At 39.4% G+C, this 15,952-nt stretch carries 13 protein-coding genes and 1 other annotated feature; of the genes, 11 read left to right on the top strand and 2 right to left on the bottom strand.

What is annotated here, in order from left to right; all coding sequences use genetic code 11:
- Positions 1 to 70: 70 nt before the first annotated feature.
- Together lon and yihA are read left to right on the top strand one after the other, a co-directional pair.
- Entirely contained in the window at positions 71 to 2,395 is a 2,325-nt protein-coding gene (gene lon, locus MKX72_RS23660) for an endopeptidase La (protein WP_014458105.1), read from the top strand.
- On the top strand, positions 2,392 to 2,979 hold the full coding sequence (gene yihA / locus MKX72_RS23655; RefSeq protein WP_013059364.1) for a ribosome biogenesis GTP-binding protein YihA/YsxC: 588 nt from the start codon (positions 2,392 to 2,394) through the stop codon (positions 2,977 to 2,979). Before lon ends, yihA begins: the two co-directional genes overlap by 4 nt.
- A 93-nt stretch (positions 2,980 to 3,072) precedes the next feature.
- Here yihA and MKX72_RS23650 read toward each other — a convergent pair whose 3' ends face one another.
- On the bottom strand, positions 3,073 to 3,558 hold the full coding sequence (locus MKX72_RS23650) for a LiaF transmembrane domain-containing protein (RefSeq protein ID WP_013059363.1): 486 nt from the start codon (positions 3,556 to 3,558) through the stop codon (positions 3,073 to 3,075).
- Between the two features lie 329 nt (positions 3,559 to 3,887).
- Between MKX72_RS23650 and hemA the strand changes: the two genes are divergently transcribed.
- The 8 genes from hemA to ysxE all read left to right on the top strand — a co-directional run bounded on the left by hemA (position 3,888) and on the right by ysxE (position 12,519).
- Positions 3,888 to 5,228: a glutamyl-tRNA reductase gene (gene hemA, locus MKX72_RS23645; protein ID WP_033579644.1), complete on the top strand. Its 1,341-nt coding sequence runs from the start codon at positions 3,888 to 3,890 to the stop codon at positions 5,226 to 5,228.
- A 14-nt stretch (positions 5,229 to 5,242) separates the two neighbouring features.
- The gene (locus tag MKX72_RS23640; protein WP_013059361.1) at positions 5,243 to 6,076 is read left to right on the top strand and encodes a cytochrome C assembly family protein; all 834 of its coding nucleotides are present in this window, start codon (positions 5,243 to 5,245) and stop codon (positions 6,074 to 6,076) included.
- Positions 6,077 to 6,089: 13 nt separating this feature from the next.
- Complete coding sequence (gene hemC / locus MKX72_RS23635; RefSeq protein WP_028411729.1) at positions 6,090 to 7,022, top strand: hydroxymethylbilane synthase; 933 nt, start codon at positions 6,090 to 6,092, stop codon at positions 7,020 to 7,022.
- Positions 7,022 to 7,795 carry a uroporphyrinogen-III synthase gene (locus MKX72_RS23630; protein ID WP_049166235.1) on the top strand — a complete coding sequence of 258 codons (774 nt, stop codon included), beginning with the start codon at positions 7,022 to 7,024 and terminating at the stop codon, positions 7,793 to 7,795. Before hemC ends, MKX72_RS23630 begins: the two co-directional genes overlap by 1 nt.
- A 17-nt stretch (positions 7,796 to 7,812) precedes the next feature.
- A complete protein-coding gene (gene hemB, locus MKX72_RS23625; protein ID WP_155007629.1) occupies positions 7,813 to 8,793 on the top strand; it encodes a porphobilinogen synthase in 981 nt (326 codons plus the stop codon).
- A gap of 16 nt (positions 8,794 to 8,809) precedes the next feature.
- Entirely contained in the window at positions 8,810 to 10,099 is a 1,290-nt protein-coding gene (hemL, locus tag MKX72_RS23620) for a glutamate-1-semialdehyde 2,1-aminomutase (protein WP_013059357.1), read from the top strand.
- Between the two features lie 147 nt (positions 10,100 to 10,246).
- Positions 10,247 to 11,392, top strand: coding sequence for a stage VI sporulation protein D (gene spoVID / locus MKX72_RS23615; RefSeq protein WP_049166232.1), 1,146 nt, complete (start codon positions 10,247 to 10,249; stop codon positions 11,390 to 11,392).
- A 77-nt stretch (positions 11,393 to 11,469) separates the two neighbouring features.
- Entirely contained in the window at positions 11,470 to 12,519 is a 1,050-nt protein-coding gene (ysxE, locus tag MKX72_RS23610; RefSeq protein ID WP_013085128.1) for a spore coat protein YsxE, read from the top strand.
- An 11-nt stretch (positions 12,520 to 12,530) separates the two neighbouring features.
- On the opposite strand, the gene MKX72_RS23605 is transcribed toward ysxE, so the two are convergent.
- Entirely contained in the window at positions 12,531 to 12,728 is a 198-nt protein-coding gene (locus MKX72_RS23605; protein WP_013059354.1) for a hypothetical protein, read from the bottom strand.
- A gap of 230 nt (positions 12,729 to 12,958) precedes the next feature.
- Positions 12,959 to 13,203, top strand: a binding site (T-box leader).
- Between the two features lie 82 nt (positions 13,204 to 13,285).
- On the opposite strand from MKX72_RS23605, the gene MKX72_RS23600 reads away from it, so the two are divergent.
- Positions 13,286 to 15,928, top strand: a complete 2,643-nt coding sequence (locus tag MKX72_RS23600; RefSeq protein ID WP_155007630.1) for a valine--tRNA ligase — start codon at positions 13,286 to 13,288, stop codon at positions 15,926 to 15,928.
- Positions 15,929 to 15,952 lie beyond the last annotated feature (24 nt).

Here is a 15,952-nt window from a genome sequence, read left to right as displayed (position 1 = left end):
TGAGATAAAATTGTTAAAAGAATTCACACTTTACATACTTTAATTGACGAGCATTGGAGGTGTTCATTGCATGGCAGAAAAAGAAAAATTGACAATGCCGCTACTGCCTTTACGAGGTTTGATCGTCTATCCGACAATGGTGCTTCATTTAGATGTTGGGCGAGACAAATCTGTGCAAGCATTAGAAAAAGCAATGATGGATGATCACTTAGTTTGTTTAGTATCACAAAAAGATATGGGTATCGATGAACCAACAAAAGAGGATTTATATAGAACCGGTACGTTGGCAAAAATTAAACAAATGCTAAAGCTGCCGAATGGAACGATGCGCGTCTTAGTAGAAGGACTAAATCGCGTAACCGTTACAGAATTTGAAGACAGCGAAGAATATTTTGTTGTACACGTGGAAAAGCAAAATGAAGAACATCAGGTTGATGTAGAAGATAAAGCGCTGATGCGCACGCTTTTAGACTATTTCGAACAATACATAAAACTTTCCAAAAAGGTGTCCGTTGAAACTCTTTCAACCGTAAGTGACATTGAAGAACCAGGAAGATTAGCAGATATTGTAGCCTCTCATTTACCAATAAAAATTCAGCTTAAACAAGAAATTTTAGAAACAACTGATGTGAAAGAAAGATTAAATACGATCATTTCTCATATTCAAGACGAGCAAGAAGTTTTGCAGCTGGAGAAAAAAATTGGACAGCGTGTAAAGAAATCAATGGAACGCACTCAGAAAGAGTATTATCTTCGTGAGCAAATGAAGGCGATTCAAAAAGAGCTTGGAGACAAAGAAGGAAAGACAGGAGAAGTAGCAACGCTTCGCGAAAAAATTGAAGCAAGTGGGATGACGGACCATGTCAAACAAGTGGCGTTTAAAGAATTGGATCGCTATGAAAAAATTCCTGCTACCTCCGCTGAAAGCTCAGTCATTCGAAATTATATCGAGTGGTTGATTGCGCTACCTTGGACAAACGAAACGGAAGATACGCTCAATATTCATAATGCTGAACAAGTGCTGAACGATGAGCACTATGGCCTTGAAAAAGTGAAGGAACGCGTATTAGAATATCTAGCCGTGCAGCAGTTGACAAAATCTCTTAAAGGCCCTATTTTATGTTTAGCAGGACCTCCTGGCGTAGGGAAAACATCCCTAGCCCGCTCAATTGCTACGTCTCTAGATCGTCATTTTGTACGAGTATCTCTAGGCGGTGTGAGAGATGAGTCAGAAATCCGCGGTCATCGTCGCACGTACGTGGGAGCTATGCCTGGACGCATTATTCAAGGAATGAAAAAAGCAGGAACGATTAACCCTGTATTTCTGCTTGATGAAATCGATAAAATGTCAAATGATTTCCGAGGAGACCCGTCTTCTGCTTTGTTAGAAGTATTGGATCCTGAACAAAATCATAATTTCAGCGATCACTATATAGAAGAAACGTATGATTTATCAAAAGTGATGTTCGTGGCTACAGCTAATAACTTAGCTACGATTCCGGGGCCGCTGCGCGATCGAATGGAAATTATTCAAATTGCTGGTTACACGGAGCTGGAAAAGCTTGAAATCGCGAAGCGTCACCTATTGCTGCGCCAGCTAGAAAATCACGGATTGCAAAAGGGCAATTTGCAGATTCGCGATGACGCCTTAACAGCAATCATACGTTTATATACGAGAGAAGCTGGTGTTCGTAACCTTGAACGCGAAATTGCTTCCATTTGTCGAAAAGCAGCTCGTATCGTAGTCTCTGGTGAGAAAAAGCGCGTGGTGGTGACGGCCAAAACGCTTGAAGAATTCCTTGGTAAGCCTAGGTTCCGCTACGGACAGGCTGAGACGGAAGATCAAGTTGGCGTTGCTACAGGTCTTGCTTACACAACTGTAGGAGGAGACACGCTGGCCATTGAAGTAAGCTTATCCCCTGGTAAAGGAAGACTAGTGCTAACCGGAAAGCTTGGAGACGTGATGAAAGAATCAGCTCAGGCGGCATTTAGCTACGTGCGTTCAAATGCAGAGAAACTAGGAATTGATGAGAAGTTTTATGAAAAACATGATATTCATATCCATGTTCCAGAAGGAGCTGTACCAAAGGATGGACCTTCTGCAGGAATTACCATTGCCACTGCTCTAGTATCAGCACTAACGGGTAAACCAGTGCGTAGAGAAGTAGGAATGACAGGAGAAATTACACTAAGAGGTCGCGTATTACCAATCGGTGGTTTAAAAGAAAAGTCACTTAGTGCACACCGTGCCGGATTAACTAAAATATTAATCCCTCACGATAATGAACGTGATATTGAAGATATCCCTGACAGTGTACAAGAGGAATTAGACATCGTTCTTGTGTCACATGTGGACCAAGTATTGGAACATGCGCTAGTAGGAGAGGTAAAATGAAAGTAACTCAAGCCGATATTGTTATCAGTGCCGTACGCCCTGAACAATATCCTAAAGAAAACCTGCCAGAATTTGCGTTAGCAGGCCGTTCAAATGTAGGAAAATCATCTTTTATTAATAAGATGCTCAATCGCAAAAGCTTAGCGCGTACGTCGTCTAAGCCTGGAAAAACTCAAACGCTTAACTTCTTTTTAATTAATGAAATCCTTCACTTTGTAGACGTACCTGGCTACGGATTTGCAAAAGTGTCTAAAAAAGAGCGTGAAGCATGGGGGAAAATGATTGAAACGTATTTAACAAATCGTGAGCAGCTTAAAGCTGTGTTAATGATTGTTGATCTACGCCATGCTCCTTCAAAGGATGACGTTATGATGTATGAGTTTTTGAAGCACCATGACCTTCCCGTTATGGTTATTGCGACGAAAGCCGATAAAATTCCTAAAGGAAAATGGCAGAAGCACTTAAAAGTAGTGAGAGAAACGCTGGATTTAGATCCAAATGATGAATTAATTCATTTCTCATCTGAAACAGGTGAAGGAAAAGATAAAGCGTGGAAATCTTTGCAGTATCGCATGACTCACTAAACAAAGGAATAGAAGCTAAAAAAATGGAACGTTTATCATCACTCTACCAGGAAGTGAGTCAAACGTTCCATTTTTTTAACTTGTTTACATAGATTACTTTCGTTTGAAAAATAATAAATATAGCCCAACTAGTAACAATAAAATAGGCCAGAAGGTTGTTAAATAATTTACGCCGTCTTCAACTTTTGGCAAAAATAGTTTAAGACGGTCTGAAAACATCATTAAAATGGCAATAATTAAAAGGGTGCCGCCTTGGAAAAAGCCCGATTTGGCTTTTCTAGCACTGAGTAAAAAGCTAATGGCCACCATAAAAACGACCATGCTAATATTCGTAGGCCAAAAGGGAATTTGTTCACTTACATAGAAATGAATACCTAAAGTGATTAATATGTAACTTGCAAGCAAGTTTGAATGATCTTGAGATAAAGCAGACTCAGTTAACAGTGCCGCTCCTATTAAAATTAACAGTACAGGCCACGTGTATACCTTTGCTGCAATGCTCATATGTAGTTCATTCAGTAAGAAAAAGATTCCAAATCCAACTAGTAAGACACCAAAAAACATTGATTGCTTTTTCATAGTAACCTCCAGGTGTTTCAAAACAGAAAACGTGATAAAACGCTGCTTTTTTGATACAATTTATTACGGAATAACAGTTAATATCTTAACACATGTTTTCAAAGACTGTTCACATTTTTTTTTCGAATGACTTATAGAACATGTTATAATAGTTAGAGATAAGGCGAAGATTACATCTGTGTAATGTCCGCCGGTTTTTACTAATAGGAGAATGAAGAACGCCGGATTTTACGGGCAGTTATCTCACTGTAGCTCTTTGGAAATTTAGGGGTTACTGCCCGTCAAATTCGGATAAATAAGCACATTTCAATTATAGGGGGTATGTACAAATGCATATTATAGCAGTCGGCTTAAACTTTCGAACAGCCCCTGTTGAAATAAGAGAAAAGCTTAGTTTTAATGAGCAAGAACTAGCATCTGCCATGAAAACGTTAAGCGGCCAAAAAAGCATTTTGGAGAACATCATTGTTTCAACATGCAATCGTACGGAAATTTATGCTGTTGTTGATCAATTACACACGGGCCGTTATTATGTAAAAGCATTTTTAGCTGAATGGTTCGGAATAGATAAAGAAGAGTTTTCGCCTTATTTAACCATCTATGAAAATGATGGAGCCATCGAACACTTATACCGAGTAGCATGTGGATTAGATTCAATGGTGATTGGTGAAACACAAATTCTTGGACAAGTGCGTTCAAGCTTTTTGCTTGCTCAAGAAGAAGAAACAATTGGAACGGTTTTTAATCAGCTGTTTAAACAAGCTGTGACATTAGCCAAAAAAGCTCATCATGAAACAGAAATTGGTGCGAATGCAGTTTCTGTCAGCTACGCAGCCGTAGAGCTTGCTAAAAAGATTTTTGGAGACTTATCATCTAAACACGTATTGATTCTTGGTGCGGGAAAAATGGGTCAGCTGGCCGTGCAGAATTTATATGGCAGCGGAGCTAAAAAAGTAACGGTAGTGAATCGAACATTTGAAAAGGCACAGGAGCTAGCAAACCGTTTTTCTGGAGAAGCCAAACCATTTGCTGATCTTCAACATGCTTTAAGCGAAGCAGATATTTTAATTAGTTCAACAGGAGCTAATGACTATGTAGTAACGAAACGAATGATGAGTGAAGCAGAGCGTACGCGTAAAGGTCGTCCATTGTTTATGGTAGACATCGCCGTTCCGCGTGACTTAGATCCAGAACTAGATGAGCTAGAGACGGTCTTTTTATACGATATCGACGATTTAAACGGGATTGTAGAATCTAATTTGCAAGAGCGTCAAAAAGCTGCGGATGAAATTGAAATTATGCTTGAAGCTGAAATTGTTGCTTTCAAGTCTTGGCTTGGTACATTAGGCGTTGTACCTGTTATTTCTGCACTTCGTCAAAAAGCACTTACCATTCAAGCTGAAACGATGAAAAGCATTGATCGTAAGCTCCCAGATTTATCTGAGCGTGAGCGCAAAGTGTTAAATAAACATACAAAAAGTATAATTAATCAACTTCTTCGCGATCCAATTTTACACGCGAAAGAATTGGCTGGAGAGAAACATGCTGAAGAGTCTTTAGAGCTGTTCATGAAGATTTTTAATATTGAACAGGAAGTTGCTTTGCAAAAAGAAAAAGAAGAGCAGCTTCATACATCGATTACGTCTCATTCAGTAGCTTATCAGTCTTAAGTGAGGATTGAATAATGGTTGATATGGAATTAACCAGAATCTATGAATTGATTGTGATTTTATACGCGGTGAGCGTTTTATTATATTTTATTGATTTTGTACAAAATAACCGGAAGGCAAACTCGATAGCCTTCTGGTTACTTTCTATTGTATGGGTTTTGCAAACAGCCTTTTTAATTTTACGAATGTTTGAGACGGGAAGGTTTCCTATTCTTACTGTTTCTGAAGGGCTGTATTTTTACGCGTGGGTGTTAATTACTCTTTCACTTGTGATTAATCGCCTGTTCCGCGTTGATTTTATGGTGTTTTTTACAAATGTGATTGGTTTCTTAATTATGGCTATTCATACGTTTGCTCCACTTGAAACATACACGGCTGTCCAGTCGGAGCGCCTTGTGTCAGAATTATTAATCATCCATATTACCATGGCTATTTTATCTTACGGCGCTTTTTCAGTTTCTTTTGTTTTTTCTGCTCTGTATCTTGTTCAGTATAATTTATTGAAAAAGAAGAAATGGGGCAAGCGCTTGCTAAGAATTGAAGATTTAACAAAGCTAGATTACATGTCCTATGTATTAATTTTAATTGGTGTACCGCTGTTATTGCTTTCGTTAATCTTAGGAATCATATGGGCTTATATTAAATACGTAGATTTTCATTGGTACGATACAAAAGTGTTAGGTTCATTTTTAATGTTTGTTGCATACAGCGCTTACTTGTATGCTAGACTGCGTAGAGGTATTCAAGGAAAGGCAATCGCGATGTGGAATATTGGATTGTTCTTAGTCTTACTTATTAATTTCTTTTTATTTGGCAGTTTATCGAATTTTCACTTTTGGGGTTCGTAATTAGGAGGACAACATGCGAAAAATTATTGTCGGCTCTCGTCGAAGCAAACTTGCGTTAACACAGACCAAGTGGGTCATTGAACAGTTAAAAAAACAAGGTCTTCCTTTTGAGTTTGAAATTAAAGAAATGGTGACAAAAGGGGACAAAATTTTAAATGTAACGCTGTCCAAAGTAGGCGGTAAAGGTCTTTTTGTAAAAGAAATTGAACAAGCCATGTTAGATAAAGAAATTGATATGGCCGTTCATAGTATGAAAGATATGCCGGCTGTTTTGCCAGAAGGATTAACGATTGGATGTATTCCTTTACGAGAAGATCACCGTGATGCGCTTATTTCAAAAAATGGTGAGCGATTTGAGGAGCTGCCAAGCGGTGCTGTGATTGGGACAAGCAGCTTGCGTCGAGGGGCACAGCTTCTATCTATGCGTTCAGATATCGAAATTAAATGGATTCGAGGAAATATCGATACACGCCTAGAGAAATTAAAAAATGAAGATTACGATGCGATTATCTTGGCCGCTGCAGGACTATCTCGTATGGGCTGGTCGAGAGATACGGTCACTCAGTACCTAGAGCCGGAAATAAGTGTTCCTGCTGTAGGACAAGGAGCTTTAGCTATCGAATGCCGAGAAAATGACGATGAATTATTATCGCTTCTTCAAACTCTAAATCATGATGAAACGGCTCGTGCTGTTAGAGCTGAACGCGTATTTTTAAAAGAGATGGAAGGCGGATGCCAAGTTCCGATTGCGGGATATGGGCGTATAGTAGACGGTGGAAATATTGAGCTAACGTCGCTAGTCGCATCTCCTGATGGCAAAACGATTTATAAAGAGCACATTACGGGAAAAGACCCCGTTGCTATCGGTTCAGAAGCTGCTAGTCGCTTAACATCTCAAGGAGCTAAGCTTTTAATTGACCGCGTAAAAGAGGAGCTGGACAAATAATGAGTCATGAGGCTCCTCTTTTTTTGAAAAAAGTTTTGATTACAAGAGAAGCGAAGCAGGCTCATTCATTTGCAGCACAGATTAAAAAGCTTGGAGGCATACCTTTAAGCTTACCAGTCCTCACGTTTGCACGTTCTAACAATGAAAAAGAAGTGGAAGATGTCCTGCTGTCGATTGACTGTTTTGATTGGATTGTTTTTACAAGTCAAAACGGCATTTCTTTTTTCTTTGAATGGCTAAAAGAGTTAAATATCAGTCGGAGTGCTTTAAAAAGATTAAAAGTGGCTGCGGTTGGAGAAAAAACCGCAAAATTGCTGGAAAAATACGATGTTAACGTGCAACTTGTTCCAAAAGAATACGTTGCCGAATCACTTCTTGAGTCGTTAAAAGCAAATGTGTTACATCACGAGCGAGTTCTCCTTGTACGAGGACAATTAGCCCGCTCTGTTTTAAAAGATGGGTTAAAAGAGTGTGAGGTAACGGATTTAGTTGTATATCAGACCATTCGAAATCAAGGCTCTGAACGCTTGGTTAAGCAACATTTAGAAACAGGAATTGATGCCATTACTTTTACAAGTTCTTCTACAGTGAGATTTTTTGTCGAGTCAGTTAAAGATATTCCGAATTGGCTTGAGCTTATAAATGAAACCAAAGTTGTTTGCATCGGTCCTATTACGAGTCAGACAGCGAGCGAATATGGAATTAAGCATCTTGTTCCTAACACATACACAATAAATGGTATGATAGATATGTTGGTTAGTTGTTTTGAATAATAAAGGAGGATTTTAACATGAAAGATTTACAATTTACACGTCATCGTCGTCTTCGTAATTCTGTAAATATGCGTGCGCTTGTACGTGAAACACATTTACAACCGGAAGACTTTATATATCCTATTTTTATTGTAGAAGGTGAACAAAAAAGAAATGCTGTAAAATCAATGCCAGGTGTGGATCAAATTTCTTTAGACTACTTGAATGATGAAATCCAAGAGTTAGTCGATTTAGGAATCAAGTCAGCTATGGTATTTGGTGTTCCCGCTGAAAAAGATGCGGTCGGCTCACAGGCATACCATGACCACGGAATTGTCCAAAAAGGTATTCGTCAAATTAAAGAAAATTTTCCAGATTTTGTTGTTATCGCAGATACATGCTTGTGTCAATACACAGATCATGGCCACTGTGGTGTAATTGAAGACGGAAAAATCTTAAACGATCCTAGCCTTGACTTATTAGCGCGTACAGCGGTTAGTCAAGCTAAAGCAGGAGCGGATATTATTGCGCCTTCAAACATGATGGACGGTTTCGTGGCAGCTATTCGCCACGGTCTAGACGAAGCTGGATTTGAAGATGTGCCGGTGATGTCTTATGCTGTTAAATATGCATCTGCTTTTTACGGACCATTCCGTGATGCAGCGCATTCTTCTCCTCAATTTGGAGACCGTAAAACATATCAAATGGACCCAGCTAATCGCTTAGAGGCACTTCGAGAAGCGGAATCTGATGTCGAAGAAGGAGCAGATTTCTTAATTGTAAAACCAGCTCTATCATATTTAGATATTATGCGCGATGTTAAAAATACGTTTAATTTACCTGTAGTGGCTTATAATGTGAGCGGTGAATATTCAATGATTAAAGCGGCAGCTCAAAACGGCTGGGTAAATGAAAAAGAGATTGTTCTTGAAAAATTAATTAGCATGAAGCGTGCAGGAGCGGATTTAATTGTAACGTATCATGCTAAAGACGCAGCACGCTGGTTATCTGACAAGTAATTAAGGAGGCTTACACATGAGAAGTTATGAAAAGTCAAAAGCAGCTTTTTTAGAAGCGCAGCAACTAATGCCGGGTGGAGTAAACAGTCCTGTTCGTGCATTTAAATCAGTAGATATGGATCCTATTTTTATGGAACGAGGAAAAGGCGCTACGATTTACGATATTGACGGCAACAAATATATTGACTACGTCTTATCATGGGGACCTTTAATTCACGGACATTCCAACGATCAAGTAGTTGAAGCAGTAAAAAAAGTAACGGAATCTGGTACAAGCTTTGGTGCACCAACATTAATTGAAAATGAGCTCGCTAAAGTTGTGATTGAGCGCGTTCCTTCAATCGAAATCGTCCGTATGGTGAGTTCAGGTACGGAAGCAACGATGAGCGCACTGCGTTTAGCGCGTGGCTATACGGGCCGCAACAAAATTTTAAAATTTGAAGGCTGTTACCATGGACACGGTGACTCTCTTCTCATTAAAGCTGGCTCAGGCGTTGCAACGTTAGGCCTACCAGATAGCCCGGGAGTGCCTGAAGGAATCGCTAAAAACACGATTACAGTGCCGTACAATGATTTAGAAAGCGTACAATATGCTTTTAAAGAATTCGGAGATGACATTGCCGGAGTAATCGTTGAACCGGTAGCAGGAAATATGGGTGTGGTACCACCTCAGCCCGGTTTCTTACAAGGGCTTCGTGATATCACATCAGAATATGGCTCACTGCTCATTTTTGATGAAGTAATGACAGGGTTCCGCGTAGCGTACAACTGTGCACAGGGCTACTACAACATTACGCCTGACTTAACTTGCTTAGGAAAAGTAATCGGTGGTGGTTTACCAGTAGGTGCTTACGGTGGTAAAGCTGAAATTATGGAGCGAGTTGCACCAAGCGGCCCGATTTATCAAGCAGGTACATTATCAGGTAATCCGCTTGCGATGACAGCTGGATACGAGACATTAACACAGCTGACACCTCAATCCTACGATGAGTTCATTCGTAAAGCAGATCGCTTAGAAGAAGGATTGATGGCAGCAGCTGAAAAATATGATGTGCCGTTTACCGTAAACCGAGCTGGTTCAATGATCGGTTTCTTCTTCACAAACGAACAGGTCATAAATTACGAAACAGCGAAAACATCGAATTTAGATTATTTTGCAGCTTACTATCGTGAAATGGCTAATGAAGGCGTGTTTTTACCTCCTTCTCAATTCGAAGGAATGTTTTTATCAACTTCTCATACAGATGCAGACATTGAACATACAATTGCAGCAGCTGAAAAAGCTTTTTCAAAGTTGCGTGGATAAACAGCTAAATAGAAATAACTTTTATAAAGAAGCTTACGGAGGATTCCGTAAGCTTTTTTAGTTTTCAAGACATATTTTAATTTATTTGTTCATACATCTTTAATGACCGCGCTATTACCTGGCGGGTGTTGGAAGGGGGAGAACAATTTGTCGCAGGATAATTTATCATGTCTGCGTTTTTCCGTAGAAGAATCAGTATGGTTTCAAAAAGGACAGGAAGTCTCACAACTTTTGTCTATCTCCTTAGAGCCTCAAGTATCTATTCAAGAATATGACCAATATGTGTCTATTCGAGGAGCATTACAATTAACAGGTGAATACGAAACGTACGAGGGAGAGCACTCGTTACGCGAATATACAAATGAGAATCAAGTGCAATCTATCTCTGTCCGTGAAGACGGAACGGCTGAATTATCACATCAATTTCCTGTTGATATTACCATTCCTAAAAATCGTATTCAAAGTATTGAAGATGTATATGTATCTATTGATTTATTTGATTATGAATTACCAGGCACAAATCAGCTGCAGCTAATGGCTGACTTGTCCATCACAGGATTGTACGGGGAACAGCATGAAGAACAAGAACAAGAACGAGAAGAAGAGGAAGAGTTTGCGGAAGAACAGCACATCGTCTCCTATGAAGAAGCAGACGATGCTGAAGAGGTATATACTGAAAACTTTGCTCAAGAAGAAGAGAAACAAGAGGAGCAAGAGTTTGACGTAAGCTATCGTGAAGCTCCCGCACTTTTAGAGGCAGAGGCTATTGAAGAAGATCATTCAGAAAAGCCTCCTAGTTATTTTTCATCTGTATTTAAAAAAGAATCTCGTGCTGAGCCGGTCGTGGAATATGAAGAGGAAGCATATGAACCATTTGAAGTCGAAGTGAAAAAAGAGGCACCAATCGAGGAAGAAAGAGAAGACAACGTGATTGAGCTCTTTCAGCTTCGTCAAGAGCAAGAAAGCTTCGAAGAATCGCAAGCTAGTGAATTAAATACGTATGCTGACGTTCAACAAGAGGCTGAGCAAGAAAAGGAAAAGATTATTGTTGAATTTCGGAAAGAAGAAAATGAAAGCGGCCGAAATGAAAACGCCCTTTATTTAACAAAGCTCTTTTCGCGGGAAGAAGAAGCTTTTTCAACGTGGAAGCTTTGTATTGTTCAAGACGGAGATTCGCTTGATACGATAGCAAACCGCTATAATACGAATGTACAAAACATTTTACGAGTGAATAATTTAGGAGATGAATATGAGCTGGAAGAAGGAAGCATCTTAAATATTCCCGTTCGTTAAAGTCGGAAAGAAAACAGTTTTGACGCATATAATGTCTTAACTGTTTTCTTTATTTTTTACGAGGAAGGAGAATATAGATGCAGCGGACAGTAGCAGACTACAAAGTATTGTTAAAAGAATATGACTTAGATGTTGACTTTATCGAAGACTACGGAAAAGTAAAAAAAGTCTATACAAAAACTGGCGTATTTGCGCTTAAAGAAATGGCGAATCATCAAGAGCGAAATCAGAACTTCATTCAAAAGTTGCAGAACGTGTATCAAAAAGGGTGGATGGGCTTTGTCCCTATTTATCAAACGAAGCGTTCTCAGCCCATTGTTTCAGATGAAAGCGGCTCGTATTACTTAATGCCGTGGCTCCCAAATAACCCAACCGAAGAGCGTGATATTCGATATCATAAATTATTTCAAGAGCTTGCTAAGCTTCACGGTGCTTCGGCGCAGGAAGTAGAAGTAAAAAAAGAAGATATAGAAAATCATTATACATCGATGAAAGAAACGTGGGAAAAACGTCAGGAAGAGCTGAAGCAGTACGTAGTAGAATGCGAGAAGAAAGTGTATATGTCCCCGTTTGAGTTGCATTACTGTACATTTTATTATGAAATGACAAGAGCGCTTGAGTTTGGTTTTGGAAAGCTCGATCAGTGGAACGATGAAATGGAAGAAAAGGAAAAGATCCGGCTGGTTACGTCTCATGGAAAGCTATCGGCTAAACATTTTATCTATGACGAACGGGGAAATGGTTTTTTTATTAACTTTGAACATGCAAAAGATGCTTCACCGATTTATGATTTGGTCTCATTTTATTTCCGTACTCTTCGCACGTACCCAGTAACTACCTATGACAGCTATGAGTGGTTTAGTACGTATGAAAAACATTTTGCTCTCAGAGAAGAGGAAAGACTGCTTTTGCACAGTTATTTAGCGTTTCCAGAACCCTTGTATCAGTGTATCGTTCAATATAGGCAGCATAAAGAAAGTAAAACGGAGCTTGAACATATGCAGTCATTTATTCGAGCATACTGGCTGACGAAAAACATTGAACAGCTCAATATTAAAATATTTGAAGTAGATCAGCAAAAAAAAATGGCAGCGGAAGCAGCTGCACAAGCCCAAGCGAACGAATAGCGCTTGGGTTTTTAAATCCAGTCCGAATATAAAGCAACCGCTAGTATGGCAAGAAGTGCCAACAACAGTACATCAAAGGTTGTGGGGAAGAATAGTGTACGTATACCTTGAAAAATTGTTAAAGGAACAATAAACTGTCCACAAGCCGCTCCTGCTGTTTTGAGCCACCGCTGCAGCTGATACGAATTTACATTTATTCGTTTCTTCATTTGTACATGCCCCTTTCAATCCACGTGCCCAGGTTAAAGTAAGTATATGAAAAAAGAAAGAAATGGTGCCATTTTTTTGAGCGGACTTTTCATTTTATTTCCAAAATTAGCGAGTGAATGAAAAAATAAAGAGCAGAACAAAAAAATTATGAATATAATCATAAAAAAATGGAGAAGATTATTGACGATTCAACATTTTTTCATATAGTATAATTAAGAGAAATTCATACATAAATACAGTGAATAGGAAGAGTACGGGATGTTCGTCTTTCAGAGAGAGAAATCAGCTGCTGTGAGATTTCTTAAGAATGTGCACTCGGAATGTCGCCTATGAGTAGCTTTTTTGAACAGCTGCATAGCTCAGTAGAAAAAGCCGGTTAATCAACCGTTATGAAATGAAGTGTATAGGCTTATCAAACGGGATACGTCTATAAAAAAAGGTGGTACCGCGAAATCAACTCCTTTCGTCCTTTTATTAGGAAAGGAGTTTTTTTATGTTTATAAAAGCTTTACACAGTTTCTAAAGACTGAAACTTTATATTATGGAGGTATACATTATGTCTGAAAAAGAAGTGACTCTTCCAACGAAGTATGATCCAAAAGCCGTTGAAGAAAATCGTTATCAGTATTGGTTAGACGGGAAGTTTTTTGAAGCAACAAATGACCCTGAAAAAGAGCCATATACAATTGTAATTCCACCCCCAAACGTAACGGGCAAGCTGCATTTAGGCCACGCTTGGGATACAACGTTACAAGACATCTTAACGCGTATGAAGCGCATGCAAGGCTATGACGTTTTATGGCTTCCCGGCATGGACCATGCGGGGATTGCAACGCAGGCAAAAGTAGAAGAAAAGCTTCGCAACGAAGGGAAAAGCCGCTACGATCTAGGCCGCGAAAATTTTGTAGCCGAAACGTGGAAATGGAAAGAAGAATATGCAAGCTTTATTCGCCAGCAGTGGTCGAAGCTAGGACTTGGCTTAGACTATTCACGCGAGCGCTTCACGCTTGATGAAGGCCTTTCTAAAGCAGTGCGCGAAGTATTCGTAACGCTTTACAAAAAAGGGTTAATCTATCGCGGAGAATATATTATTAACTGGGATCCAGCTACAAAAACAGCTCTTTCAGACATCGAGGTTATTTACAAAGATGTACAAGGTGCGTTTTATCATATGCGCTATCCGTTGGCAGATGGTTCTGGACATATTGAAATCGCAACAACTCGTCCTGAAACAATGCTAGGAGATACGGCTGTAGCTGTTCACCCTGAAGATGATCGCTATAAGCACTTAATCGGCAAAAAGGTTGTCCTTCCGATTGTAGGTCGTGAAATTCCAATCGTAGGCGATGATTATGTAGATATGGAATTCGGTTCTGGTGCGGTAAAAATTACGCCTGCTCATGACCCGAACGATTTTGAAATTGGAAACCGTCATAATTTAGAGCGTATTTTAGTGATGAATCAAGACGGCACGATGAATGACAAAGCAGGTAAATATGAAGGAATGGATCGTTTTGCTTGCCGTAAGCAAATTGTTAAAGACCTTCAAGAAGACGGCGTATTGTTCAACATTGAAGACCACATGCATTCAGTAGGTCACAGTGAACGAAGCGGTGCCGTTGTTGAACCTTATTTATCAACTCAGTGGTTTGTAAAAATGCAGCCGTTAGCAGATAAAGCAGTAGATCTTCAAAAACAAGAAGAAAAAGTAAACTTTGTGCCTGATCGTTTTGAAAAGACATACTTACACTGGATGGAAAATATTCGCGACTGGTGTATTTCGCGTCAGCTTTGGTGGGGACATCGCATTCCAGCTTGGTATCATAAAGAAACTGGAGAAGTATACGTAGATCATGAGGCTCCAGCAGATATCGAAAACTGGGAACAGGATTCAGATGTATTAGACACATGGTTCAGTTCAGCGCTATGGCCGTTCTCAACAATGGGCTGGCCGGATGTGGATGCAGCTGATTTCAAACGCTACTACCCAACAAATGTGCTTGTAACGGGCTACGACATTATTTTCTTCTGGGTATCTCGTATGATTTTTCAAGGTCTTGAATTTACGGGTAAACGTCCGTTTGACGATGTACTTATTCACGGTCTTGTACGAGATGCTGAAGGTCGTAAGATGAGTAAATCACTTGGTAACGGCGTAGATCCAATGGAAGTAATTGAGAAATACGGTGCAGATTCTCTTCGCTATTTCTTATCTACAGGAAGCTCACCAGGACAAGATTTACGCTTCAGCTTTGAAAAAGTCGAAGCGACGTGGAACTTTGCAAATAAAATTTGGAATGCTTCTCGTTTTGCATTAATGAACATGGACGGCATCACATTTGAAGAGCTTGATTTATCAGGCGAAAAGTCAGTTGCGGATAAATGGATTTTAACGCGCTTAAATGAAACGATTGAGCACGTAACAAAATTAGCTGACAAATATGAATTTGGTGAAGTTGGACGCATTCTTTATAACTTTATTTGGGATGACTTCTGCGATTGGTACATTGAAATGGCTAAACTTCCTCTTTACGGAGAAGATGAAGCAGCTAAAAAGACCACTCGCTCAATTTTAGCTTATGTACTTGATAACACAATGCGACTTTTACATCCATTCATGCCGTTTATTACTGAAGAAATTTGGCAAAGCTTGCCGCATGAAGGTGAATCAATTACAGTAGCTAAATGGCCGGAAGTACGCGCTGAGCTTTCGGATAAAGAAGCTGCTAACGATATGCGTTTACTTGTAGATATTATCCGTGCTGTTCGTAACATTCGTGCTGAAGTGAACACGCCGATGAGCAAACAAGTAAAATTATTTATTAAAGCTAAAGATGAAAATATTCAAAGTCAGCTTGAAAAGAATCGTGCGTATGTAGAACGTTTCTGTAATCCAAGTGAGCTTGTGATTTCAACCGATGTTTCATTAGATGAAAAAGCGATGACTGCTGTTGTAACAGGCGCAGAATTAATTTTACCTCTTGAAGGTTTAATTAATATCGAAGAAGAAATCGCCCGTTTAGAAAAAGAATACGATAAGTTAAACAAAGAAGTAGAACGTGTACAAAAGAAATTAAACAACCAAGGCTTTATTGCAAAAGCGCCTGCTAAAGTAGTAGAAGAAGAGCGTGCAAAAGAGCAAGATTACGTTGAAAAACGTGAAGCTGTTCAGTCTCGTATTGCTGAATTACGCGGATAATCAATGGGTTAATAAACTAACAGA

The sequence above is a fragment of the Priestia sp. FSL R5-0597 genome (assembly GCF_038006305.1).
GTDB classification, from domain to species: domain Bacteria; phylum Bacillota; class Bacilli; order Bacillales; family Bacillaceae_H; genus Priestia; species Priestia zanthoxyli.
This window is presented reverse-complemented; position numbering and strand designations above follow the sequence as displayed.

Bases quoted from the DNA above. Each gene is read 5' to 3' on its own strand.
- lon (WP_014458105.1), top strand. From the start codon at position 71: ATGGCAGAAAAAGAAAAATTGACAATGCCGCTACTGCCTTTACGAGGT.
- yihA (WP_013059364.1), top strand. From the start codon at position 2,392: ATGAAAGTAACTCAAGCCGATATTGTTATCAGTGCCGTACGCCCTGAA.
- MKX72_RS23650 (WP_013059363.1), bottom strand. From the start codon at position 3,558: ATGAAAAAGCAATCAATGTTTTTTGGTGTCTTACTAGTTGGATTTGGA.
- hemA (WP_033579644.1), top strand. From the start codon at position 3,888: ATGCATATTATAGCAGTCGGCTTAAACTTTCGAACAGCCCCTGTTGAA.
- MKX72_RS23640 (WP_013059361.1), top strand. From the start codon at position 5,243: ATGGTTGATATGGAATTAACCAGAATCTATGAATTGATTGTGATTTTA.
- hemC (WP_028411729.1), top strand. From the start codon at position 6,090: ATGCGAAAAATTATTGTCGGCTCTCGTCGAAGCAAACTTGCGTTAACA.
- MKX72_RS23630 (WP_049166235.1), top strand. From the start codon at position 7,022: ATGAGTCATGAGGCTCCTCTTTTTTTGAAAAAAGTTTTGATTACAAGA.
- hemB (WP_155007629.1), top strand. From the start codon at position 7,813: ATGAAAGATTTACAATTTACACGTCATCGTCGTCTTCGTAATTCTGTA.
- hemL (WP_013059357.1), top strand. From the start codon at position 8,810: ATGAGAAGTTATGAAAAGTCAAAAGCAGCTTTTTTAGAAGCGCAGCAA.
- ysxE (WP_013085128.1), top strand. From the start codon at position 11,470: ATGCAGCGGACAGTAGCAGACTACAAAGTATTGTTAAAAGAATATGAC.
- MKX72_RS23605 (WP_013059354.1), bottom strand. From the start codon at position 12,728: ATGAAGAAACGAATAAATGTAAATTCGTATCAGCTGCAGCGGTGGCTC.
- MKX72_RS23600 (WP_155007630.1), top strand. From the start codon at position 13,286: ATGTCTGAAAAAGAAGTGACTCTTCCAACGAAGTATGATCCAAAAGCC.